Origin of the sequence: Gordonia sp. GONU, from assembly GCF_024733855.1 — a bacterium.
Lineage (GTDB): Bacteria > Actinomycetota > Actinomycetes > Mycobacteriales > Mycobacteriaceae > Gordonia > Gordonia amicalis.
Genome location: NZ_JANRHB010000011.1, coordinates 1 through 23,107, shown reverse-complemented (window position 1 = coordinate 23,107; position 23,107 = coordinate 1). Strand labels below are relative to the sequence as shown.

At 68.2% G+C, this 23,107-nt stretch carries 22 protein-coding genes; 20 read left to right on the top strand and 2 right to left on the bottom strand.

The window, feature by feature from the left end; all coding sequences use genetic code 11:
• Positions 1 to 25: 25 nt before the first annotated feature.
• From NWF34_RS12490 to NWF34_RS12420, 15 genes are all read left to right on the top strand, one after another.
• Complete coding sequence (locus NWF34_RS12490; RefSeq protein ID WP_375295664.1) at positions 26 to 1,978, top strand: acetoacetate--CoA ligase; 1,953 nt, start codon at positions 26 to 28, stop codon at positions 1,976 to 1,978.
• 216 nt (positions 1,979 to 2,194) lie between these two features.
• Complete coding sequence (locus tag NWF34_RS12485; protein ID WP_258325177.1) at positions 2,195 to 3,364, top strand: DUF5336 domain-containing protein; 1,170 nt, start codon at positions 2,195 to 2,197, stop codon at positions 3,362 to 3,364.
• Between the two features lie 146 nt (positions 3,365 to 3,510).
• Positions 3,511 to 5,106 (top strand): DUF6350 family protein, encoded by a 1,596-nt coding sequence (locus NWF34_RS12480; protein ID WP_258325176.1) that lies wholly within the window; start codon positions 3,511 to 3,513, stop codon positions 5,104 to 5,106.
• 45 nt (positions 5,107 to 5,151) lie between these two features.
• The gene (purN, locus tag NWF34_RS12475; protein ID WP_258325175.1) at positions 5,152 to 5,775 is read left to right on the top strand and encodes a phosphoribosylglycinamide formyltransferase; all 624 of its coding nucleotides are present in this window, start codon (positions 5,152 to 5,154) and stop codon (positions 5,773 to 5,775) included.
• Positions 5,772 to 7,346 (top strand): bifunctional phosphoribosylaminoimidazolecarboxamide formyltransferase/IMP cyclohydrolase, encoded by a 1,575-nt coding sequence (gene purH / locus NWF34_RS12470; RefSeq protein ID WP_258325174.1) that lies wholly within the window; start codon positions 5,772 to 5,774, stop codon positions 7,344 to 7,346. Before purN ends, purH begins: the two co-directional genes overlap by 4 nt.
• A complete protein-coding gene (locus NWF34_RS12465; protein ID WP_258325232.1) occupies positions 7,333 to 8,076 on the top strand; it encodes a sulfite exporter TauE/SafE family protein in 744 nt (247 codons plus the stop codon). The genes purH and NWF34_RS12465 overlap by 14 nt, the downstream gene beginning before the upstream one ends.
• Positions 8,077 to 8,215: 139 nt before the next feature.
• Positions 8,216 to 9,085 carry an ABC transporter permease gene (locus tag NWF34_RS12460; protein ID WP_258325173.1) on the top strand — a complete coding sequence of 290 codons (870 nt, stop codon included), beginning with the start codon at positions 8,216 to 8,218 and terminating at the stop codon, positions 9,083 to 9,085.
• A 6-nt stretch (positions 9,086 to 9,091) separates the two neighbouring features.
• Entirely contained in the window at positions 9,092 to 10,144 is a 1,053-nt protein-coding gene (locus NWF34_RS12455; RefSeq protein ID WP_258325172.1) for an ABC transporter substrate-binding protein, read from the top strand.
• A complete protein-coding gene (locus tag NWF34_RS12450) occupies positions 10,125 to 10,955 on the top strand; it encodes an ABC transporter ATP-binding protein (RefSeq protein ID WP_258325171.1) in 831 nt (276 codons plus the stop codon). The genes NWF34_RS12455 and NWF34_RS12450 overlap by 20 nt, the downstream gene beginning before the upstream one ends.
• Positions 10,956 to 11,226: 271 nt before the next feature.
• On the top strand, positions 11,227 to 12,150 hold the full coding sequence (locus NWF34_RS12445) for a TauD/TfdA family dioxygenase (protein ID WP_258325170.1): 924 nt from the start codon (positions 11,227 to 11,229) through the stop codon (positions 12,148 to 12,150).
• A 150-nt stretch (positions 12,151 to 12,300) separates the two neighbouring features.
• Complete coding sequence (locus NWF34_RS12440; protein WP_258325169.1) at positions 12,301 to 12,702, top strand: helix-turn-helix transcriptional regulator; 402 nt, start codon at positions 12,301 to 12,303, stop codon at positions 12,700 to 12,702.
• Positions 12,699 to 13,193: an SRPBCC family protein gene (locus NWF34_RS12435; protein WP_258325168.1), complete on the top strand. Its 495-nt coding sequence runs from the start codon at positions 12,699 to 12,701 to the stop codon at positions 13,191 to 13,193. The genes NWF34_RS12440 and NWF34_RS12435 overlap by 4 nt, the downstream gene beginning before the upstream one ends.
• A gap of 4 nt (positions 13,194 to 13,197) precedes the next feature.
• Complete coding sequence (locus tag NWF34_RS12430; RefSeq protein ID WP_258325167.1) at positions 13,198 to 13,761, top strand: maleylpyruvate isomerase N-terminal domain-containing protein; 564 nt, start codon at positions 13,198 to 13,200, stop codon at positions 13,759 to 13,761.
• Between the two features lie 291 nt (positions 13,762 to 14,052).
• Positions 14,053 to 15,498: a sigma 54-interacting transcriptional regulator gene (locus NWF34_RS12425; protein WP_258325166.1), complete on the top strand. Its 1,446-nt coding sequence runs from the start codon at positions 14,053 to 14,055 to the stop codon at positions 15,496 to 15,498.
• A 10-nt stretch (positions 15,499 to 15,508) separates the two neighbouring features.
• A complete protein-coding gene (locus NWF34_RS12420; RefSeq protein ID WP_258325165.1) occupies positions 15,509 to 17,515 on the top strand; it encodes a VWA domain-containing protein in 2,007 nt (668 codons plus the stop codon).
• A gap of 15 nt (positions 17,516 to 17,530) precedes the next feature.
• On the opposite strand, the gene NWF34_RS12415 is transcribed toward NWF34_RS12420, so the two are convergent.
• Positions 17,531 to 18,160 (bottom strand): hypothetical protein, encoded by a 630-nt coding sequence (locus NWF34_RS12415; protein WP_258325164.1) that lies wholly within the window; start codon positions 18,158 to 18,160, stop codon positions 17,531 to 17,533.
• A gap of 153 nt (positions 18,161 to 18,313) precedes the next feature.
• Between NWF34_RS12415 and NWF34_RS12410 the strand changes: the two genes are divergently transcribed.
• Positions 18,314 to 18,952 carry a DUF1707 domain-containing protein gene (locus NWF34_RS12410; protein WP_258325163.1) on the top strand — a complete coding sequence of 213 codons (639 nt, stop codon included), beginning with the start codon at positions 18,314 to 18,316 and terminating at the stop codon, positions 18,950 to 18,952.
• A 24-nt stretch (positions 18,953 to 18,976) separates the two neighbouring features.
• On the opposite strand, the gene NWF34_RS12405 is transcribed toward NWF34_RS12410, so the two are convergent.
• A complete protein-coding gene (locus NWF34_RS12405; RefSeq protein WP_258325162.1) occupies positions 18,977 to 19,912 on the bottom strand; it encodes an AEC family transporter in 936 nt (311 codons plus the stop codon).
• Positions 19,913 to 19,973: 61 nt separating this feature from the next.
• On the opposite strand from NWF34_RS12405, the gene NWF34_RS12400 reads away from it, so the two are divergent.
• The 4 genes from NWF34_RS12400 to NWF34_RS12385 all read left to right on the top strand — a co-directional run bounded on the left by NWF34_RS12400 (position 19,974) and on the right by NWF34_RS12385 (position 22,970).
• Positions 19,974 to 20,750 carry a DUF4190 domain-containing protein gene (locus tag NWF34_RS12400; RefSeq protein ID WP_258325161.1) on the top strand — a complete coding sequence of 259 codons (777 nt, stop codon included), beginning with the start codon at positions 19,974 to 19,976 and terminating at the stop codon, positions 20,748 to 20,750.
• Positions 20,751 to 20,849: 99 nt separating this feature from the next.
• The gene (locus NWF34_RS12395; RefSeq protein ID WP_258325160.1) at positions 20,850 to 21,887 is read left to right on the top strand and encodes a DUF4190 domain-containing protein; all 1,038 of its coding nucleotides are present in this window, start codon (positions 20,850 to 20,852) and stop codon (positions 21,885 to 21,887) included.
• Positions 21,888 to 22,065: 178 nt separating this feature from the next.
• On the top strand, positions 22,066 to 22,239 hold the full coding sequence (gene rpmF, locus NWF34_RS12390) for a 50S ribosomal protein L32 (RefSeq protein ID WP_005193867.1): 174 nt from the start codon (positions 22,066 to 22,068) through the stop codon (positions 22,237 to 22,239).
• Positions 22,240 to 22,361: 122 nt separating this feature from the next.
• The gene (locus NWF34_RS12385) at positions 22,362 to 22,970 is read left to right on the top strand and encodes a trimeric intracellular cation channel family protein (protein ID WP_258325159.1); all 609 of its coding nucleotides are present in this window, start codon (positions 22,362 to 22,364) and stop codon (positions 22,968 to 22,970) included.
• Positions 22,971 to 23,107 lie beyond the last annotated feature (137 nt).

Genomic DNA, 23,107 nt, shown 5'->3' with positions numbered 1-23,107 from the left:
GGCGCTGCGGGCCGACGAGCCCGCGATGGACCGGTTCCGCCGGCTCGTCGAGGACCGTTTCGGTGCGCGCACCGCGGATTACGACGAGCTCTGGTCGTGGTCGGTGCGGCAGCCGGCACAGTTCTGGCGAGCACTGTGGGAGTTCTTCGACCTCGACGCGCTGGCCGCTGAACCGCTGGCCGACGGCGACGCAGCGGTTCTCGGCGACGCGCGGATGCCCGGCGCGCAGTGGTTTCCCGGCGTCCGACTGAACTATGTCAGCCAGGTCCTGCGCCACGCCGACCTTCCCGGTGCCGCCATCGTCGGACTCGACGAAGCCGGGGAACGCTCCGAGATCGCCTGGTCCGAGCTGCCGGGAATGGTTGCCGCCCTGGCCACGACGCTGCGCGCGCAGGGGGTCGGTACCGGCGACGTCGTGGCCGCCTACCTTCCCGACATCCCCGAGGCGGTCGTCGCCTTCCTCGCCACCGCGAGCCTCGGTGCCGTCTGGTCCGGATGCGGTCAGGACTACGCACCCCAGGGCGCCGCGAGCCGCCTCGGCCAATTGCACCCGAAGGTCTTGTTCAGCGCCGCGGGTTACCGCTACGGCGGCAAGGACATCGACAAGCGTTCCGACAGTGCGGAACTGGCGAGCCTGCTGCCGGAGCTGGTCGCGCACATCACGATCGGCGGGGACGCCGACACCGCACCGGACGGAAGTCCGGACCGCATCGACTATGCCGACGCCCTCACCACGGATGCCGGAGACGCGGAACCGGTCCTCGTGGACTTCGACCATCCCCTCTGGGTCTTGTTCAGCTCGGGGACGACCGGCCGACCGAAGGGGATCGTCCACGGGCATGGCGGCGTCGTCGTCGAACACCTGAAGGCCGGTGCGCTGCACGGCGACCTGTCCTCGGACGACGTGTTCTTCTGGCAGACCGCGCTCAGCTGGATGATGTGGAACTACCAGGTCGCTGGTCTGCTGTGTGGGGCACGGATCGTGTGTTACAGCGGTTCGCCCCTCCACCCGGACGCGGACAAGCTCTGGCAGATCGTGGCCGATGAGAAGGTCACCTACTTCGGTACCTCGCCCGGACAGCTGCAGGCCTCGCGCAAGGCCGGTCTGGAACCGGGCCGCGACCACGACCTGTCTCGGCTGCGCGATCTGGGCAGCACGGGGTCGTCGCTCGCCGCGGATCTCTTCACCTGGGTCGACGACCACGTCAAGCACGGCCTGCCGATCTCGTCGATCAGCGGGGGCACCGACATCGTGTCGGCGTTCGCCGGCGGATCGGTCGGGGCCCCGGTGGTGCCCGGCGAACTATCGGTCCGTTATCTCGGTGTGGCACTGGAGAGTTGGGCCCCGGACGGCACGCCGCTCGTCGGTGAGGTCGGCGAACTGGTCGTCACCGCACCCATGCCGTCGATGCCGGTGCATTTCTGGGACGACCCGGACGGCACCCGCTACCGCTCCGCGTACTTCGACCATGAGTGGGAAGGCCCGACGGCGCATCCCGACGGGCCGGTGTGGCGTCACGGCGACTGGGTCACCGTGACCGAGCGCGGCTCACTGGTCATCCACGGCCGCAGCGATGCGACGTTGAACCGGCACGGAATCCGCATGGGATCGGCCGATATCTACGAGGTCGTGGAGGCGCTCGACGAGATCGCCGAGGCGTTCGTCCTCGGCGTCGACGGACCCGGCGGCGCCTATTGGATGCCCCTGTTCGTCACCCTCGTCCCCGACGCGGTCCTCGACGACGCCCTCACCGCACGGATCGCTGCCGCGGTCCGTGACCGGTTGTCCAAACGCCATGTGCCCGACGAGGTGATCGAGGCGCCCGGTATCCCGCACACGCGCACCGGCAAGAAGCTCGAGGTTCCGGTCACGGCGATTCTGGCCGGCCGGTCGGAGGTCAACATCGATCCCAAATCGGTCGACGACTACTCGCTGATCGACTGGTATGCCGAACAGGGCCGAGCTCACCGCTGGTGACTGTTGTGCACAAGGAGCGCATTGTCCTCGCCCGGCATGGGTAGCGTGGACGGTGTCGTCGACGGCAGACGTCGAATCGTTCATGTGACCCGACGGTCACATGTACTACCGTGGGCCCGGTGTTGTGCCCGTCGGGACGGTGACGGGGGAGATTCCGTCACCACCGGCGCGCGACCCGAGCGAAGAAGACCCAGACGAGCCGACCAGGAGATCGCCATGACGTATCCATCGGGGGGCTACGGGCAGCAGCCCGAGTCCGGCCAGTCCTACGGCCAGTACGGGAGTCCCTCGGGCTACCCGCAGGCCGGATCCCAGAACCCCGGATCGCAGGGGTCGCCGACCTCCGGTTCGGAGCAGTACGGCCAGCAGTACCCGCAGAGTGGTCAGCAGGGTTACGGCCAGAGCCCTCAGCAGAATTACGGGCAACAGTACGGCCAGCAGCAGGGCTATGGACAGCAGTACGGCCAGCAACAGGGCTATGAACAGCAGGGTTACGGTCAGCAGGGCTACGGCCAGCAAGGCTATTCGCAGCAGCAGCAGCAGCCGAAGCCGCCGAGCCAGGGCCTGCCCGCGATCACGCCGACGATCCTGGCCGGCGTCATCGGGCTGTTCGGGCTCGTCGTGCTGTTCAGCGGCTTCCTCGCCGCCGCCAAGGCCTACGACTTCGAGGTGCAGCTGTTCCAGACGCAGTACAACGCCCCGTATGCGCTGGTCGCGGTCGCCGGTGTGCTCTCGCTCATCTGGCTGATCCCGGGCGTGAAGGTCGCCGCGGCACCGATCGTCGCATCGCTGACCGTCACGGCGTTCCTGATCACGCTGTTCCAGTTCCTCAACGTCGACGACAACGCCTCCGGCGCGATCGTCCTGCTGATCTTCTCGCTGCTCTCGGCGATCCTCGCGATCGTGTGGCTGCTCATCGAGGCGGCGGTCATCAAGGTGGCGCCCGCGGTGGGAGCTCCGTCGTCCGCCACCGGACCGATCTCGACCGCGGCGTCGACCGCCGATGCCTCGGCGAGCCAGCCGGCCGCCGGTCAGGGCCAGGGCGATGCCCAGTCCGCCGCATACGGCACCGGCAGCGGCCAGGCGCAGTACGGCCAGCAGTCGTCGGGCCAGCAGCCGTCGGCGAACTACGATCCGTCCGCGTACTCGCAGGCGCCCGGCACCGGCCAGAGCGGCTACCCGGGATCGGGCGCCCAGCCGGGACAGGCGTCGGCGCACGGTGAGTCCGGCTACGGCGGCTACAACCCGGGTCAGTACTCGGCGGGCGCCTCGGGAGCCTCGACCGGTGGTGGCGCGTCGGCGACGGAATCGGAGGCCGGTCCGGCCGCCGATCACTCGACCACGGTCTTCCAGAAGCCCGAACCGCCCACGAGCAGCGGTAGCTGATCGGAGGCATACGACGGTGCCCCGCCGACACTCGTCGGCGGGGCACCGTCGTGTTCGGGGCCCGGCTCTCGTGACCTGAGACGCTTTCCGTCTCGTCGCGGCGCGTCTCCGACGGCCCGGCGGCCACCCGTGCCACGCTCATGACGATGCCCACCTTCAGGCCCGACTCGACCGCGGAGAACCTGGCGTCGCAGCTGCGCGCACTGCGACGATCCCGTCGTGCCCAGCGCAGCGCCGTCGAGGGTTCGGCCCGGCAGCTGGCCGTGGTCGCGTTCACCGTTCCCGCGCTCGCCCTGGTCACGCTCATCGTCGTGATGCTGACGGTGCTGCTGCTCGCGAGTAGCGGACTCACCGGCCTGCCGAGTGCGATCGCGTCGAGCTGGTTGGCGATCCATCAGGTGCCGGTGACCATCAGCGGGGTCACGATCGGCGTGCTGCCGTTGCTGCCGACCCTGGTCGTCGCGATCGGCACCGCCCGCCTGACGACCCGCGCGATCGGTGGGAGTGGACCCACCCAACGGTCGGCGCACGACCTGTTCGACGTCGGTGCCGTGGTGTGCTCGGCGATCGTCGGCCCGTTGCTGATCACCGCGATGTCCCTGGCCATCGTGATGGACGGCGGATCGGTGCTCCCGGTGCAGACGCCCAATGCGCTGATCGCCTTCGCCTACACCATCGGCATCCACGGCGGTGCGGCGCTGGCCGGCGTCACGTGGGTACGACGACACGACTTCGCAGCCCGGTGGGGGATGTCCTACGCCGACCGCCGCGGCTTCCGATACGGACTCGTCGCCGTGCTGGCATTGCTGGTCACCGGCGCGGTGCTGGTGTGCCTGCGCATGCTGATGCAGCACACCGAGATCGGTGAGTTGATCGAAACGGGCTACGACTTCGACGGTTTCCTCGGGCTCACCCTGCTGTCGATCTTGTATCTCCCGAATCTGATGGTCGGCGCGACCGCTGTCCTCGTCGGTTCCGACGTACAGCTCGGCGCGATGACCGTCGACCTGTTCACCGTCCGCGGGGGAGCGGTCCCTCCCGTCCCCGCCCTCGCCGTCCTGCCCGACGGAACCGGTGCAGGCAACTGGGGTTTCCTCGGGCTGATCGCCCCCGCCGCGGTGGCGGTCTTCGTGGGCTGGCGCTGCCGCGACCTCAACCCGGTCGCGCACGTGCGCTCGATCGGGGTGGCCGCAGCCGTCGCCGCATCGGCCATGGCGATCCTGACCGCGACCGCCGGCGGATCGCTGGGCGAGTTCGGCGACGTCGCGGTCACCGTCTCGGCGGCCGGCGTCTTCACGCTCGGCTGGACCGCGGTGGTCGGCATCCTCCTCGCGCTCGTCTACGCCTTCCTCCCCTCGACCCGGGCCGCCCGCGCAGCCGTCGGGGACGAGTACTTCGACGACCCGGACGACCTCGGCTTCGAAGACGAATACGTCATCGTCGCCGACCTCGACGAAGACGACGAATACGTCGAGTTCGCCGAGGCCGACGACGGTGAGTACGAGGACGATGAGTACGACGACGAGGGGTACGGCGACGAGGGTGGCTACGAGGACGCCGAGTACATCGAGGCGGACCACGCGGGGGACGACTCCGTCGACGGGTTCGTCCCGGCCGATGCGGACGACGTCCCGCCGTCGACCAATCGGATCCACCCCGACGACCTCGACGACAGCAACCTCGTCGACGACGCCGACTACGACCTCTACCCGGGAACACCCGGCGCGGGGCGTCGGCGCTGAGACCCGCTCATTCCCGCTCGACGTGCTGCTATTAGGCTCGCAGGCGTGACTTCGGAGACCGCGCCTGCACCAACACCTGTCGTGGTGATGGCGTCGGGCACCGGTTCCCTGCTCGAGTCGCTGCTCGCCCGTGCCGCCGCCGACGACGCTCCGTTCACGGTCGCGGCCATCGTGGTCGATCGCGTCTGTCGAGCCCAGGAGATCGCGCAACGCAACGAGATCCCGTTGATCACCTGTCGCGTCGGCGACCATGACGATCGGTCCGCCTGGGATCAGGCACTCACCGACGCCGTCGCGGCGATCGATCCGGGCTGGGTGGTCACCGCGGGATTCATGAAGATCCTCGGTCCGGCCTTCCTCGAACGGTTCGGTGGACGAATCGTCAACAGCCATCCCGCGCTGCTGCCGGCGTTCCCGGGCGCGCACGGTGTGCCCGAGGCACTCGACTACGGCGTCAAGGTCACCGGCGCGACCGTCCACCTCGTGGACGAAGGCGTCGACACCGGCCCGATCCTGGCCCAGCAGGTGGTCACGGTCGACGACGACGACACCGTCGACACCTTGCACGAACGCATCAAAACGGTCGAGCGCGTGTTGCTCGCCGAAGTGGTGACCGCACTGGTCACCCGTGGAGTAGTCATCGATGGACGAAAGGCCCGCATCCCGTGAACGCACAGCCCGCTGACAGCGCCCGCCGACCCATTCGGCGTGCTCTGGTGAGTGTCTACGACAAGAGCGGCCTGGCCGATCTCGCGACCGCACTCCAGGCCGCCGGTGTGGAGATCGTCTCGACGGGCTCGACCGCCAAGACCATCGCCGACGCCGGTGTCCCCGTCGTCGAGGTGTCGACCTTGACCGGCTTCCCCGAGTGCCTCGACGGCCGGGTGAAGACCCTGCACCCCAAGGTGCACGCGGGAATCCTCGCCGACACCCGCAAGGACGAGCACGTCGCCCAGCTGGCCGAGTTGGGTGTCGACGCATTCGATCTCGTCGTCGTGAATCTCTACCCGTTCACCGCGACCGTCGCCTCGGGCGCGACCCCCGACGAGTGTATCGAGCAGATCGACATCGGCGGCCCGTCGATGGTGCGCGGTGCCGCCAAGAACCACCCGTCGGTGGCCGTCGTGACCAGCCCCGGTGACTACGGTCTGGTGACCGAGGCGATCTCGGCCGGCGGCTTCACTCTCGCCGATCGGAAGAAGCTGGCCGCCAAGGCGTTCCGGCACACCGCCGACTACGACGTGGCCGTCGCCTCATGGATGTCGAGCGTGGTCGCACCGGAGGATGATTCGCAGTTCCCGATCTGGGCGGGTGCCACCTGGAACCGCTCGGCCGTCCTGCGTTACGGCGAGAACCCGCACCAGGCCGCCGCCCTCTACGTCGGCAACGCCGGGGAAGGCGGCCTCGCCACCGCCGAGCAGTTGCACGGCAAGGAGATGAGCTACAACAACTACACCGACGCCGACGCCGCCTGGCGTGCCGCGTACGACTTCGACGCGCCGGCGGTCGCGATCATCAAGCACGCCAACCCGTGCGGCATCGCCGTCGGTGCTGACATCGCCGAGGCACACCGCAAGGCCCACGCCTGCGATCCGGTCAGCGCCTATGGCGGCGTGATCGCCGCGAACCGCGAGATCACCGTCGAGATGGCCGAGCAGGTCGCCGAGATCTTCACCGAGGTCGTCGTTGCGCCCGGCTTCGCCGATGGCGCGCTCTCGGTGCTCACGCGCAAGAAGAACATCCGTGTGCTGGTGGCAACACCGCCGTCGGCCACCGGCATCGAGACCAAGCCGGTCTCCGGTGGTCTGCTGATGCAGCAGCGCGACGTCCTCGACGCCGAGGGCGACAACCCCGCCAACTGGAACCTGGTCGCCGGTCCGCCGGCCGACGCCCAGACTCTCGCGGATCTCGAATTCGCCTGGCGCGCTTGTCGTTCGGTGAAGTCGAACGCGATCCTGCTGGCCGCCGACGGTGCCTCGGTCGGCGTCGGCATGGGGCAGGTCAACCGTGTCGACTCCGCCCATCTCGCCGTTCAGCGTGCCGGTGACCGCGCCTCGGGCAGTGTCGGTGCGTCCGACGCCTTCTTCCCGTTCCCGGATGGTCTCCAGGTGCTGCTGTCCGCGGGCGTCAAGGCGGTCGTGCAGCCGGGCGGTTCCATTCGTGACAACGAGGTCATCGAGGCGGCCGACGAGGCGGGCGTGACGCTCTACCTCACCGGGGCCCGCCATTTCGCTCACTGATCTCGCACTACTCGTCGTCGCCGGTTTCGGCGCGGGTCTGATCGGATACATCACCGGACTGGCGTCCATCGTCAGCTATCCCGCACTTCTCGCGGTCGGTCTCACCCCGATCGCGGCGAACGTGACCAACACGGTCGCACTCGTCGCGGTCGGGGTCGGCAGCACCGCCCAGTCGGGTAGGGCCCTGCTCGACGGCGATCGCCGACGCCTAGTCATCGGACTGTTCGCCGCACTCGTCGGCGGAACGATCGGCGCAGCACTACTTCTCGTCACGCCTGCCGAGGCATTCGAGGCGCTGGTCCCGTTCCTGGTGGCGATCGCCGCCATCGCGCTTCTCGTGCAACCGGTCCTGCGTCGGTGGGCGACCTCGCACGCCGAACGCCCGTGGATCTTCATCCTGGGACTGACGCTGATCTGCATCTACGGCGGCTACTTCGGTGCGGGTGCGGGCATCATGATCCTGGCGCTGATGCTGGTGGTCACCAGTGAGCCGTTATGGCGTGCGGCACTGTCGAAGTCGGTCTTCCTCGGGGTCGCCAACGCCGTCGCCGCGGTCGGGTTCATGATCTTCGGGCCGGTGGACTGGTGGGCCGCGCTCGCGATGGCGATCGGCTGCCTCCTCGGCGGCTGGTGCGGGCCGCCGGTGGTCAAGCGTCTGCCCGCCGGTCCGTTGCGGATCGTCGTCGGACTGTGCGGGCTCGGCCTCGCGGTGTGGCTCGCGGTCGGCTGAGTTCGTGTCGTCGGGCCCGAACCGGTCCGGCCCGGGGGATGAAAGCACACCGGCGCCGCAAATCCCGCACCGGCGCGCCTTTTTCGTTGCCGCGACGAAAACTCTGGCCCTGGGCAGTCCGGGACTCTAGACATGCACGGTGACTTTGTTCGTGGACATCGTTCCCGACGCCGTGCCGGGGGGCCGTTCGGAACCGAAACCAACCGGTGGATCGTCGCGTCTGCGATCGGTGGCCGCCCGAGTCGGACTGCCGTTGCTGTCGGTCGTCGTCTTCGGCGTCGCCTGGCAGCTCGTCGCCGTCAGCGGCATCTGGAGTGAGACGTTCGTCCCACGTCTGGGAACCGTGTGGCAGGCCTTCGTCGACATGTCGACCACGCACAACGGTGTTCGCGGTTACGCCGATTACTACTGGTGGGAACACCTGTACATGACGCTGCGTCGCGTGTTCGCGGGTGTCGTGATCGGCGTTGTCCTCGGTGTCCTGCTGGGGCTGGCGATGGGCACGGTCGTGTGGCTGCGACGTCTGCTCGAACCGTGGCTGACCTTCCTGCGCGCGTTGCCGCCGCTGGCCTATTTCTTCCTGCTCGTGATCTGGCTGGGCATCGACGAGGCCCCCAAGATCACCCTGCTCGCGCTGGCCGCGCTGCCGCCGGCGGCGGTCGCGACCACCGCGGCGGTCAGTGCCGCACCGGTGACGCTGATCGAGGCCGCCCGAGCGCTCGGCGCTTCACGGGCAGAGGTGATCCGCGACGTCGTCGTACCGTCGGCGCTGCCGGAGACCTTCACCGGCATAAGGCTCTCGGTCGGCATTGCCTACTCGTCGGTGGTCGCCGCCGAACTGTTCAACGGCATCCCCGGAATCGGTGGCGTGGTCAAGGACGCCAGCAACTACAACAACACCCCCGTCGTCCTGGTCGGCATCATCGCCATCGGTCTGTCCGGACTGATCATCGACGGGCTTCTTCGAACAATCGAGCATCGAGTGGTGCCGTGGCGCGGAAAGGTCTGACACGCAATGACAATCAACAATAGGGGAGCGCGCTCGGTGAGCGCACTGCTCGGAGTGCTGGCAGCGGCGCTGCTCGTTCTCGCCGGATGCTCGGTGGGCAACTCCGAAGACAGCAGCAAGCCGACGATCCGTCTTGCCTATCAGTCGTTCCCGAGCGGCGACCTGATCGTCAAGAACAACGGCTGGCTCGAGGAGGCGCTGCCGGACTACAACATCAAGTGGACCAAGTTCGACTCCGGCGCCGACATCAACACTGCCTTCGTCGCCAAGGAGATCGACTTCGGCGCCATCGGGTCGAGCCCCGTGGCCCGGGGCCTGTCCGCGCCGCTGAACATCCCGTACCAGGTCGCCTTCGTCCTCGACGTGGCCGGCGACAACGAGGCGCTCGTCGCCCGCAACGGCACCGGGATCGCCACGGTCGCCGATCTGAAAGGCAAGCGCGTCGCCACCGCCTTCGCGTCCACGGCGCACTACAGCCTGCTCGCGGCGCTGCACCAGGCCGGTATCGACCCCAAGGACGTCGACCTGATCGATCTGCAGCCGCAGGCCTCGCTGGCCGCGTGGCAACGCGGCGACGTCGACGCGGTCTACACCTGGTTGCCCACTCTCGACGAACTCCGCAAGGACGGCACGACGATCATCGCCAGCCGTCAGCTCGCCACCGCCGGCAAGCCGACACTCGACCTCGGCGTCGTCTCGACCGAGTTCGCCGATGCGCACCCGGAGGTCGTCGACACCTGGCGCAAGATCCAGGCCCGCGCTCTCACCCTGATCAAGGACGATCCGCAGGCAGCGGCGGAGGCCATTGCGGCACAGCTCAACACGACGCCCGAGGATGCGTCGAACCAGCTGAAACAGGGCACCTACCTGACCGTAGCGGAACTGACCTCACCGACCTGGCTCGGCACCGAGGGCAACCCGGGCAACCTCTCCGAGAACCTGCACAGCGCCGCCGAATTCCTTGCCGAACAGCAGCAGATCCCGTCGGCCCCGCCGCTGAAGACCTTCCAGGACGCCATCTACACCAAGGGGTTACCGGGTGTCGTCGAACAGCAGTAGCCAGGTTGTCGATGCCGACCGGGTCGCGGTACCGACGAGCGACCGAACCGGATCGATCAGTCTGCGCGACGTCACGCGGACCTACGGCTCCGGGGTCGACGCCGTCACCGCAGTCGGTCCGGTGGACCTCGAGGTGCCGCCCGGTGAGTTCCTCGTCCTGGTCGGGGCGTCGGGTTGCGGGAAGTCGACCCTGCTCCGGCTGATCGCGGGCTTCGAGCCCGCGACCTCCGGGCAGGTCAAGGTATCCGGGGGAGCACCTGTTCCGGGTGGCACCGCCGGCGTCGTCTTCCAGCAGCCCCGCCTGTTCCCGTGGCGGACCGTCGGCGGCAACGTCGACCTCGCACTCAAGTACGCGCGGGTTCCGAAGGCGGAGCGAACGGCTCGTCGGGACGAGTTGCTGCACCGCGTGGGGCTCGACGACACCGCGGGACGGCGGATCTGGGAGATCTCGGGCGGACAGCAGCAACGCGTCGCCATCGCGCGGGCGCTCGCCGCCGAGACGTCACTGCTCCTGCTGGACGAACCGTTCGCGGCGCTCGACGCGCTGACTCGTGAACGGCTGCAGGAGGATCTGCGGGCGGTGAGCACGGATTCGGGACGAACGAACGTGTTCGTGACCCACAGTGCCGACGAGGCAGCCTTTCTCGGCAGCCGGATCGTCGTGCTCAGCCGACGGCCGGGGCGGGTGGCCCTCGACCTGAGCTCCCCGTTGCCGCGGACCGGGGCGACACCCGACGAGCTGCGTGGATCTCCCGAGTACGCCGCGCTGCGCGCCGAGGTGAGCGCAGCGGTCAAGGAGGCGGCGGTCTGACGGCCCAGAGGGGATGTTTTTCTCAGCCTGGGCCGAACCCTGTCCGATTCGGTGACAGGCGATTAGACAGAACGGGTGTCCGTTTCCACACCGTCTGCCCCGCACCGCGACTGCTCGTCGCGCTCGTCGTGTACGGGGCCGGCGGCCGGGACGGAGTCTCTGCGTCTGATGACGATCCACTCGATGAACTGGTCTGACGGCTCCCACCACGGATCCCCGCCGGCGGCTGTTGCTCCTCGCCACCTCCGGCCCTCTTCGAGAAGGAACCATCATGACCATCTCCCATCCCGTTCCTGACGTCCGCACCGCTCCCGCCCGGGCCTCCGCTCCCACCGCAGGCATCGTCTCCTCGGGCGTCGAACTCGACGTCGACGAGTTCGGTCCCACCTTCGGTGCCGAGATCCGCGGTCTCGACGTCGCCGCGGCGTCGGACGACGAGGTGCGAGCCGTCCGGGCGGCGCTGATCGAGTACAAGGTGATCGTGCTGCGGGACCAGCAGCTCGACGACGCGTCACACATCGAGTTCGGAAATCGGTTGGGTGACCTCACCTTCGGCCACCCGGTCTGGGACTCCGGCGACGTCCCGGACGAGGTCTACGAACTCGACAGCGCCGACAACGGTTTCGCCGACGTCTGGCACACCGACGTGACCTTCATGCCGCGTCCGCCGATGGGTTCGATCCTGCGTCCGGTCGTGTTGCCGCGCAACGGCGGCGACACCAACTGGGCCGACGCCGAACTCGCGTATCTGTCGCTGTCCGAGCCGATCCGACGCCTCGTCGACGGTCTGACCGCGGTACACGACGGCAGCCGCGAGTTCGGCTACTATCTCGCGCAGCGTCGCAATGGTCGCGGAAACACCTGGGAAGGAAGGGAAGTCACCGAACTGGTGCCCGTGAGCCATCCGGTGGTGCGGGTGCATCCGGAGACCGGCCGCAAGTCGCTGTTCGTCAACCCGGGCTTCACCTCGCACATCGAGGGCGTGTCGGAGGCCGAGAGCCGCGGCATCCTCGACCTGCTCTACGCGCACATCACCAAGCCCGAGCACATCGTCCGCCACCGCTGGCGTCTGGGTGATCTCGCGCTGTGGGACAACCGCAACACGCTGCACTACGCCAACCGCGACTACGGCGACAACCGCCGGGTGATGCACCGCATCACGCTGCGCGGCGACGCGCCCGTCGGACCCGCCTGAGCCGACCTTCGAGATCCGTATGACGTTGTGCCCGGAATCCGGGCACAACGTCATACGGTTTCTTTTTGTCCTCGTATTCAACCGAGGGGTTGACAACGATCCGTGGTCGGCGCATCGTTGTATTCAACCGAACGGTTGAGGAGGACGAGAATGGCAGACGAGCTGTCGAAGGTGTTCGCCGCACTCGCGGACCCCACCCGACGCGACATGGTCGCGCGGCTGGCGGTCTCCGACGCGACGGTCAGCCAGCTCGCCGAGCCCTACGACGTCAGCATCCAGGCGGTCTCCAAGCACCTGAAGGTGCTCGAGGACGCCGGCCTGGTGACCCGAACCCGGGAGGCGCAGAGACGTCCGGTCCATCTGGAAGCCGAGGTGTTCGACCTCATGACCAAATGGATCGAGCGGTACCGACGGCGGGCGGAAGAGCGCTACCAGCGACTCGACGTACTGCTCGCAGAGATGAACGACGGACCCGAGGCGGAACGTCCCGAGGCCGAGAACGACAAGACAACCGAAAACGACACGACAACGAGGAAAGGAAAGGCGTCATGAGCACCACGCAGACCCGCTATCCCGAGGCCGCCATCGAAGCCGACAAGGAGGTCCCGATCATCCGGATCACCCGCGACTTCCGTGGCACCCCCGCCCAGCTGATGAAGGCGCACACCGATCCCGATCTGTTCGTCCGCTGGATCGGCCCCGACGCCATCACCAGCCGGATCCTCGAATGGGACGTGCGCGACGGCGGCAGCTGGCGCTACGTCTCGACCCACGAGGGTCAGGAGTTCGGCTTCCGCGGCTGCTTCCACACCGTGGGTGAGGACAAGATCGTGCAGACCTTCACCTTTCTCGGGATGCCCGACCAGGTGTCGCTGGAGACGCTGTGGTTCGAGGACGGCGGCGACGGCACGACGCGCCTGCACGCCCAATCCCTCTGCGACAGTTTCGAAGCCCGCGACGGCTGGCTCGCGTCGGGCATGGAGGTCGGCGTCAACGAGGGGTATGCCGCCCTCGACGGGCTGCTCGAGTCCGGTGAGCTGTAGAACCATGGCACTGGCAGAACTCGACGCCGCCGACCGGCACCGTGCGGTCGCGGCCGGATTCGCCGACGTGATCGCCGACGTCTCCGACTGGGAGGCGCCGACACCGGTCGACGGCTGGGTCGCGCGCGATGTCGTGGCGCACCTCGTCGACTGGTTCACCGGGTTCCTCGACGCCGGGGGCGTGCGGTTGCCGGGCGGGCCCGCGGTCGCCGACGACCCGGCGGGTGCATGGTCGGCGCATGCGGCAGCGGTGCAAGAACTGCTCGACGGGCCGGCGGCGCGGGAGACCTTCACCCACCCGATGGCGGGGGAGCACCGCCTCGCCGACGCGGTCGACCGGTTCTACACCGCCGACGTCTTCATGCACACCTGGGACCTCGCCCGGTCGCAGGGCGCGACCCCCGACCTCGACACCGCCTATGCGCAGGTGCTGCTCGACGGGATGATCCCCATCGACGAGTTGCTGCGGAGTTCGGGTCAGTACGGACCCGCCGTCGACGTGCCCGTCGATGCCGACACCGTCAGCCGCCTGATGGGCTTCATCGGCCGGGACCCCACTGCCGGCTGAGCCCACTGCCGGCTGAGCCGGTACCGAGCGCAGCGAGGCACCGCGTCGAAGCCCCCCGCCGCCCCTCGAGACGCCCTCCGCAGGCTCCGGGCTCCTCGGGGAGCAGAGTGGGGATGCTCCGCCGGCGGGGAGGCGTTGTCCTGTCGGCTGAGCCGGTACCGAGCGCAGCGAGGCACCGCGTCGAAGCTCCGGCCCCTGTCGGCTGAGCCGGTACCGAGCGCAGCGAGGCACCGCGTCGAAGCCCCTGGTGACCACCCGACACCACGCACGCACATCACAACTCGGAGTAGCGTGGATCACGTGCCAGAGGACAATTTCACCACCCATGGTTCTCAGTCGACCGAAACCCGCCATCCTTCACCCCGCACCCTGGGTGAACTGCGTGCCAGCGGCCATGTGCAGCGCAGTGTGCGCGACGAGATCCGCAACAACCTGCTGACCGCACTGCGGGAGCGCCGCGACCCGTGGCCGGGGATCGTCGGCTTCGAGGCCACCGTCATCCCGCAGCTCGAGCGTGCGCTCATCGCAGGTCACGACGTCGTGATGCTCGGCGAGCGCGGACAGGGCAAGACCCGCATCCTGCGCACCCTCGTCGGACTCCTCGACGAGTGGACGCCGGTGATCGCCGGATCAGAGCTCGGCGAGCATCCGTACGAGCCGATCACCCCCGCGTCGATCCGCAAGGCCGCGAACCTGCTCGACGATCTGCCGATCGAATGGCGTCACCGCTCGCAGCGCTACAGCGAGAAGCTCGCCACCCCCGACACCTCGGTGGCCGACCTCGTCGGCGACATCGACCCGATGAAGGTGGCCGAGGGTCGCAGTCTGGGTGATCCGGAGACCATCCACTTCGGCCTCATCCCGCGTGCACATCGCGGGATCGTCGCGATCAACGAGTTGCCGGATCTGGCCGAGCGCATCCAGGTCTCGATGCTCAACGTGATGGAGGAGCGTGACATCCAGGTCCGCGGCTACACGCTGCGGCTCCCGCTCGACGTGCTCGTGATGGCGAGTGCGAACCCGGAGGACTACACCAACCGCGGTCGCATCATCACTCCGCTGAAGGACCGCTTCGGCGCCGAGATCCGCACGCACTACCCGCTCGAACTCGACGACGAGGTCGCCGTCATCGAGCAGGAGGCCGACCTCACCGCCAGTGTCCCGACCTTCATCGTCGAGATCCTGGCGCGGTTCACCCGCTATGCCCGCGACCACCCGTCCATCGACCAGCGCTCGGGTGTCTCCGCACGCTTCTCGATCGCCGGAGCCGAAACCGTTGCCGCTGCGGCACTTCACCGCGCGACGGTCACCGGCGAGGACCAGGCGGTCGCGCGTGTCGTCGATCTCGAGTCGGTGGTCGAGGTGCTGCGCGGCAAGATCGAATTCGAGTCCGGTGAGGAGGGGCGCGAGCTGGAGATCCTCGAGCACCTCATGCGCAAGTCCGTCGCCGACACCGTCCGCGCACATCTCGGCGGAATCGACATGGCGGCGCTCGTCGACGCCCTCGAGAACGGTGAGCCGGTCGTGACCGGTGACCGCGTCCGGGCCGTCGACTTCCTGGGCTCGATCCCGTCCCCGGAGACAACCGGGAAGGTGCTCGACGCGATCGCCGAGCGACTCGAGGCCGACATCGAAGGCGAGCGGGCGAGTGCCGTCGAGTTGGCACTCGAGGGTCTGTTCCTGGCTCGTCGGATCGGCAAGGAAGCCGACGAGGCCGGCCAGACCATCTACGGCTGAGGAGAACACATTGGCGCGCAAGAGCTTCCATCGTTCGCGCTACCAGCGGTACACCGGTGGGCCCGACCCGCTCGCCCCGCCTGTCGACCTGCGTGAGGCGCTGGAGACGATCGGCGACGACGTCATGGCCGGTGCGTCGCCGCAGCGTGCCCTGCGGGAGTTGCTGCGCCGGGGCACCCCGAACATGCGCGGCCTCGACAAGCTCCGGGAACAGGTCAACCGGCGTCGGCAGGAGCTGCTGAAGAAGCGCAACCTCGACGGCACGTTCGCCGAGATTCGCGAGCTCCTCGACCGCGCCGTCCTCGAGGAGCGCAAGCAACTCGCCCGCGATCTCGACGACGACGCGCGGTTCGCGGAGATGCAGATCGGCAGCCTCCCGCCGTCGACCGCGCAGGCCGTCGAAGAGCTGTCGGAGTACAACTGGCGCAGCCCGCAGGCGCGGCAGGACTACGAGAAGATCAAGGACCTCCTCGGCCGCGAGCTGCTCGACCAGCGGTTCGCCGGCATGAAGGAGGCGCTCGAAGGCGCCACCGAGGCCGACCGGCAGCGCGTCTCGGACATGCTCAAAGATCTCAACGAGCTGCTCGAGGCGCACAACCGCGGTGAGGACACGTCGGAGATGTTCGACGAGTTCATGGACGCCCATGGCGACTTCTTCCCGGAGAACCCGCGCAACACCGAAGAACTCATCGACTCGCTGGCCCAGCGTGCCGCCGCGGCACAGCAGTTCTACAACTCGCTCACCCCGGAGCAGCAGGCCGAGCTGGACCAGCTGGCGCAGCAGGCATTCGGTTCGCCGGACCTGATGAGTCAACTCGCGCAGATGGATTCACAACTCCGCGCGGCACGGCCCGGGCTGGACTGGGACAACGCGCAGTCGTTCTCTGGGGACCAGCCGATGGGACTGGGGGAGGGTGCCGCGGCGCTCCGCGACATCTCCGAATTGGAAGCGTTGTCCGAGCAGCTGTCCCAGCAGTACGCCGGAGCGCAGATGGACGACATCGACCTCGACGCTCTCGCACGGCAACTCGGCGACGAGGCGGCGGTCGACGCGCGGATGCTCGCCGAACTCGAGAAAGCGCTGTCGGAGGAGGGGTTCTTCGACCGTGCCGCCGACGGGCAACTCCGGTTGAGTCCCAAGGCGATGCGGCAACTCGGGCAGTCGATCTTCCGCGACATCGCCGAGCAGTTGTCGGGACGTCGAGGCGATCGTCAGACCCGGCGCACCGGTCTACTCGGTGAGCCGACCGGTGCCAGCCGCGAATGGGAGTTCGGCGACACCGACCCCTGGGATGTCACCCGGACGGTGTCGAATGCGGTGTTGCGCACTGTCTCCGAGACCACCGAGCCGTCGCTGGCGACGTCGGAGATGGCGCGGTCCGGAGTGCGGATCGACGTCCGCGACGTCGAGGTGGCGGAGACCGAGAGCCGCACCCAGGCGGCTGTCGTGCTGCTCGTCGACACCTCGTTCTCCATGGAGATGGAGGGTCGCTGGACACCGATGAAGCGCACCGCGATCGCGTTGAACCACCTGATCTCGACCCGCTTCCGCAGTGACGAACTACATCTCATCGCCTTCGGCCGCTACGCGAGGTCCATCGACATCGCGGAACTGACCGGACTGCAACCGCGGATGGAGCAGGGCACCAACCTGCACCACGCGCTGTTGCTGGCGCAGCGGCACCTGCGTCGCTTCCCGAACGCACAACCGGTGGTCCTGGTGGTCACCGACGGCGAACCCACCGCGCATCTCGACCCCAGTGGTGAACCGTTCTTCTTCTACCCGCCGCACCCGCAGACGATCGCGTTGACCGTGCGCGAACTCGACCACGTCGCCCGGCTCGGCGCGCAGGTCACGTTCTTCCGTCTCGGTGAGGACCCAGGCCTGGCCCACTTCATGGACCAGATCGCGCGCCGGATCGGCGGTCGCGTCGTGGCGCCGGACGTCGACGGCCTCGGCGCCGCCGTGGTCGGCGACTACCTGAAGTCCCGGAAGGGCCGTCGTCGACGCGGCTGACCGGCGGGCGTCGGCTCAGGCCGTTCGCGGCCTACGTCCGGCGATGGCCCACAGCACGATCCCGATCAGCAGGAGGACGGCGCCGAATCCGCCACCGAAGACGGCCAGGAGAACCCCGCCGACACCACTGAAGATGCCGCCGAGGTCGATCGTGGCGACCACGACGCGGCCGCTGCAGAGGAACGAATAGGTTCCCGCCTCGACCACCTTGTAGGAGTCGAAGGACCGAACCTGGGTGCCGTCGTAGGGGAATTCGGCCGTCACGTCGGAACCGCGTTCGAGTGCCGCCGGTCCGGTGATCTCACAGGAGGGCGTCGCCGCGGCGTTGTCGGGGCGGAAGAGGGCGAAGGTGTCCCCGGCGTCGTATCGGTGCTCGGCCCGTGGGTCGACGACGAAGGCCTGGTCCGCCTGATCGACCACCTGGCTGATCCCGCTGACGGCCAGCACCACGCCGATCGCGACCGATGCGACGAGGATCACGACACCGACGGCGGTGAGGATCTTGCCCCAGAGTCGCATCCCGGTCCGGTCCTTGGGCGGCGCGGGTGGCGGGTAACCGCCGTACCCGTACGGGCCGGGATGGTTCGGGCCGGGCTGATACGGATTCGGCGCGCCGGACGAACCGGGATCGTAGGGCTGGCCCATGGGTCGCCTCCGGTGTAGGTCGGGCGGGTGTCCGTCCGGGGTGACTGAATTATGCCTCACATGCGTCGGGCGGTGGGCGGATCGTCGTCGGGTTCGGATCAGGGTCGAAATCAGGGTGGTCTGACTGCGGTGCGGCCACTAGGGTTTCCAGACGTGACCTCTTCCGGCGATCTCCCCGCACCCGACGATCGGCGGGCGCGTCTGCGTGCCGCCGACGCCGACCGGGAACTGGTGCACGAAATCCTGTCCGCAGCCATGGCTCACGGCAGCCTCTCGCCCGTCGAGTACGAGGAGCGTGCGGGAAAAGCCATGATGGCCAAGACCTTCGGCGATCTCGACGAGTTGACCGATGATCTCCCGATCGCGCAGCTCGGCGTGGCGATGCCGGCGCCGTCGATGTCGCCGGGCCCCCGGGTGACCGGTGGGCGTTCCGATGCGGCGGTGCGTCATCGCCTGGCCATCATGTCCGGTAGCGAATTGTCGGGGACCGCGGTGGTCGCCGACGCCCTCACCGCGACGGCGATCATGGGGGCCGTCGAGATCGACCTGCGCGAGGTCGAGTTCACCGCACCGGTTCTCACCATCCAGTGCATCGCGATCATGGGCGGCGTCGAGATCAGGGTTCCCGAGGGCGTGACCGTCGAGATCGGCGGCCTCGGGATCATGGGCGGCTTCGGTGGGAAGTCGCAGAAGTCGCCACGGCCGGGTGCGCCGGTCGTGCGCGTGACCGGGCTCGCGCTGATGGGCGGCGTCGAGGTGAAGGTCGCGCCGCGCGAAGATCCCGACGTGTGACCGAGCCCGCGCGGTCAGCAGTCATCAGGCGAGAAGCAGGGCGATGACGGCGATGGCCGGGATCGACGCGAGTGTGGTGATGAGCGCGGTGTCCCGCGCCAGGATCTGCCCGCGCCGGTAGCGGGTGGCGTAGACGAGGACGTTCTGCGCGGTCGGCAGTGCGGCGATCACGACCTGGGCGAACAACGCCTCGCCGGTCTGGCCGAACCCCCACCGCGCGATCGCGTACACCGTCAGCGGCATCACGACCATCTTCAGTGCAGCGGCGAGCGCGATGTCGCGGCGCGGGCTCTCACCCTTCTTGAACACCTGGACGCCGGTCAGCGACAGACCGAAGGCCAGCAGCGCCGCCGGCACCGATGCGTCACCGAGCATCTTCAGCGGTGACATCACTGCCGCCGGTGGCATCACACCGAGCACCGACACCAACAGCCCGGCGATGCCGCCGACGACGATCGGGTTGGTGATCGGGGCGACGAGCGAATCACGGACGATCGACCTCTCGGTGTTCCGTTCGAGGGCGGTGAGGTCGAGGGCCAACAGGGCCATCGGGGAGTAGATGACGATCTGGAACAGCAGCAGTGGCGCGATGAACGACGCGTCGTCGAGGACGAAGATCGCGATCGGGAGGCCGAGATTGACGCTGTTGACATACGACGATGAGAGCGCGCCGATCACGAGTTCCGGGACGGGGCGTCGTAACCACAGCTTGGCGATCACGAGGTAGATGACGCCCATGAGCATCGCGCTACCACCGGCGATCACCAGCGTCGAGGAGAAGACGACCGACAGGTCCGTGGTGACCAGCGAATGGAACAGCAGCGCCGGGGTGAAGACGAAGAACACCAAGCGGGACAGGACTTCATGTGCGTGATCGCCGATCACATGCGTCCGTCCGAGGAGATAGCCGACCCCGACTACTATGAAGATCACCGTGAAGCCGGAGATGACGCCAGACACCGCTCGAGTCTATTCATTAGGGTGATGAACGGATTTATCGGATCGAACGAGGGGGTTACGGGTGTCATATCCACCGGGACAGGGATCGGGCCAGGGCCAGGACGACTGGGGGACCGTGCCGAGCCCCGGGGCGGCGGACGGGTTAGGAGGGTCGCGCCCGAACCTGAACAAGGGTGACCAGGGTCAGGGTTCCCCGGACTACGCGCCGACCGAGTTCGGTCAGACATACCAACCGGGACCGTCCTCCGATCCGCAGGGTCAGAATCCGTACGGACAGAACCCGTATGGGCAGAACCCCTATGGCCAGAACCCGTACGGCCAGAACCCGTACGGCCAGAACTCATACGGACAGAACCCGTACGGTCAGGACCAGAATCCGTACGGCCAGGACCAGAATCCGTACGGTCAGCCGCCGGGGGCGGGCTACGGCCAGTACAGCGATCCCTACCAGGCCGGGCAGGCGCCCGCTTACGGATCGGCCGCCTACGGTGCCCAGAATCCTTACGGCGCTGCGCCTTACGGAGATTACGGCTACGGCGCTCCGCAGAAGAGCACCAACGGCAAGGCGATCGGCGCACTCATCTGCGGCATCGTCGCCCTGGTCATGCTTGCCGCGTGCTTCCCGCTCGCGCTGCCCCTCGGAATCGCGGGTGTCGTCCTCGGTTTCATGTCGCGGCGTGAGGTGGAGCAGTCGGCCGGAAACCAGACCGGTGCCGGCATGGGCCTCGCCGGCATCATCACCGGCGCATTGGGAATCCTCGGCGCGATCGTGTGGATCGTGCTGTTCATCATCCTGATCGCGGCCGGCAACTCGACGGACTCGGTCTACTACTACTGAACGAATTTCGGGCCGATCCGGGCCGGTGATCGTCGACTTCTGCCCAGTTCGAGGCGTTTTCTCACTACTCTGTGACCTGCGCAGCCATCGCGGGTGTGCATGAACGATCCTCGCGCCGCGACGACGCACGGCTTGGAAGGGCACCTGATGTCGAACCCGACCGGAGGCGGGGATCCGCGCGATCCGTCCTCCACACCCCAGTCCCCGTCGGATCAGGTACCGCCGGATTCGGCACCCGATCCGAATCCTTCTCCGGGGGAGCCGACGCAGAAGGTGTCGGCCGCAGAGCTCCTCGGCGAATCCGGCAATCGCCCAGCAGGTTCGGAGGAGACGACCGAGCCGGTGCCCTCGACGCCGGACCCCCGGTCGCCCGACACCTCGACACCCCTGACCTCGACGCCGGGCGCCGGTCCGGAAGGCACGTCGGTGCCGCAGTCACACAGCCCGGCCGACGGTGTCACCCGCGTCATCAGCACTGGTGGCGCAAGTGCCGGGAGCGCACCTCAGGGTCATACCGCACCGCCCACACCGTCCGGTCCGCCACCGTCGGGGTACGACTCGACACGCGTGATCTCGACCCGCCCTCCGGGTGGTCCCGGTGGGCCGGGTGGACCTCCGCAACCGGGTTACGGCCCGCCGCCGGTTTACGGTCGGCAGGGGCCGGGGCAGCAGGGGCCGGGGCAGCAGGGTCACCGGCAGCCGGCGCCGCCCGGGTACGGACCGCAGGGGACCCCGCCCGGATACGGCGGGTCCTACGGACAGCCCGGTCAGCCGGCGCCAGGAGGTCGGCCCGGGTACGGTCCGTCGCCTCAGCAGGCGCCCGCGGGGTCGCCACCCGGACAGCATGCGTTCGGCGATGATCCTCGGCCCGGCCTGACCCCCAAGACGAATACGCTTGCGGTGGCTGCGCTGGTCGCCTCGCTGCTCGGTCTCGTGTGTGTCGGCATCGGCGGCCTGGTCGGACTCGTACTCGGCGTGGTGGCGCGCAGACAGATCGCGGCGTCAGGTGGTGGGCAGACCGGCGACGGCCTCGCGCTGACGGCCATCGTCATCGGCTTGTTCATCGTCGTCATGTGGGTGGCGTACTGGCTGGTCGTCGTGTTCACGGGAGTGGAAAGTCCCTGGTCGTACATCTGACGCGGATCTGCGGAGCGTCGTACGGATGACCATTTTGGAGCTGGACGGTCCCGCCAGGTAGTCTGGTCGGGTTGTGTGCCGCGCCCGCGGGGGCCGATAGGCGCACTGACTCGGGTCGATCGGTGACGCGCAGCGTTGCCGGCGGCCACGCAGACCACAGTAGGAGAAGGGCTCAACCATGGCTGTACCGAAGCGCCGGATGTCGCGGGCGAACACCCGTAGCCGTCGTTCGCAGTGGAAGGCGGAAAACCCCGCACTGCAGGAAGAAAAGGTCAACGGCGTCCCCGTGCGGATTCCGCGTCGACTCGTGAAGGCCGCTCGCGCGGGCATCATCGATCTGGATCGTCGCTAGCCTTTTCCCGGTTGCCGCCTCGGCACCGCGATTTCTACACGGACGGCCGTCCCCGGTTTACCGGGGGCGGCCATTCGTATGCCGTCGGCGGACCGGCGTCCTGGTCGTGAGGAGGGTCTGAGGTGCTTCTCGACGTGCTGAACTTCGCGGGTGTCGCGGTGTTCGCGGCCTCCGGTGCGATGGTCGGTGTCCGCAAGGACTTCGACATGTGGGGCATCGTGACCGTCGGAGTGCTCACCGGCGCCGGTGGCGGGGTCCTGCGGGACGTCCTGCTCGGCATCACCCCACCCTCGTCGGTCCAGGGCTTCGGCAACGCGCTGACCGGCACGATCGCCAGTCTGCTCGTCTTCGCCTTCCATCCGGCCTTCACGAAACTACGCCGGTCGATCCTCGTCCTCGACGCCTTCGGAATGGGCCTGTTCGCGACGACCGGGGCGTCGATCGCCGTCGACGTCGGAGCGAGCGCGTTCGCCGCCACCGCCGTCGGACTCATGACCGCAATCGGCGGCGGCGTCCTGCGGGATGTGATCTCCAACGAGATCCCGCTGCTTCTCCAGCCCGCGGACCTCTATGCGATCCCCGCGCTGCTCGGCGCCACGATCGTCGCGGTCGGTTCCTACCACACCCCCGTCCCGCAATGGGTCTGGCTGACGGTCGGGTCGATCCTCGCCACCGGTCTGCGTCTGCTCGGACTGAAGTTCGGGTGGCGACTCCCGACGGCCCGGCACTGACCGCCGCCGCGCACGCCCGCCCACCCCGCAAACCCACCACCGATCGCCAAACTCACCACCCGCGCGGGTGGTGAGTTTGGCGAAAAGTGGTGGGTTTGCGGAGAGTGGGTCCAAACGGACTTGCCGGGCGGCTGAAT

Excerpts from the sequence above, each read along its gene's own strand:
- NWF34_RS12455 (WP_258325172.1), top strand. The coding sequence starts at position 9,092 with ATGACAATCAACAATAGGGGAGCGCGCTCGGTGAGCGCACTGCTCGGA.
- NWF34_RS12485 (WP_258325177.1), top strand. The coding sequence starts at position 2,195 with ATGACGTATCCATCGGGGGGCTACGGGCAGCAGCCCGAGTCCGGCCAG.
- NWF34_RS12435 (WP_258325168.1), top strand. The coding sequence starts at position 12,699 with ATGAGCACCACGCAGACCCGCTATCCCGAGGCCGCCATCGAAGCCGAC.
- NWF34_RS12480 (WP_258325176.1), top strand. The coding sequence starts at position 3,511 with ATGCCCACCTTCAGGCCCGACTCGACCGCGGAGAACCTGGCGTCGCAG.
- NWF34_RS12440 (WP_258325169.1), top strand. The coding sequence starts at position 12,301 with ATGGCAGACGAGCTGTCGAAGGTGTTCGCCGCACTCGCGGACCCCACC.
- NWF34_RS12445 (WP_258325170.1), top strand. The coding sequence starts at position 11,227 with ATGACCATCTCCCATCCCGTTCCTGACGTCCGCACCGCTCCCGCCCGG.
- NWF34_RS12395 (WP_258325160.1), top strand. The coding sequence starts at position 20,850 with ATGAACGATCCTCGCGCCGCGACGACGCACGGCTTGGAAGGGCACCTG.
- NWF34_RS12415 (WP_258325164.1), bottom strand. The coding sequence starts at position 18,160 with ATGGGCCAGCCCTACGATCCCGGTTCGTCCGGCGCGCCGAATCCGTAT.
- rpmF (WP_005193867.1), top strand. The coding sequence starts at position 22,066 with ATGGCTGTACCGAAGCGCCGGATGTCGCGGGCGAACACCCGTAGCCGT.
- NWF34_RS12490 (WP_375295664.1), top strand. The coding sequence starts at position 26 with ATGGACCGGTTCCGCCGGCTCGTCGAGGACCGTTTCGGTGCGCGCACC.
- NWF34_RS12430 (WP_258325167.1), top strand. The coding sequence starts at position 13,198 with ATGGCACTGGCAGAACTCGACGCCGCCGACCGGCACCGTGCGGTCGCG.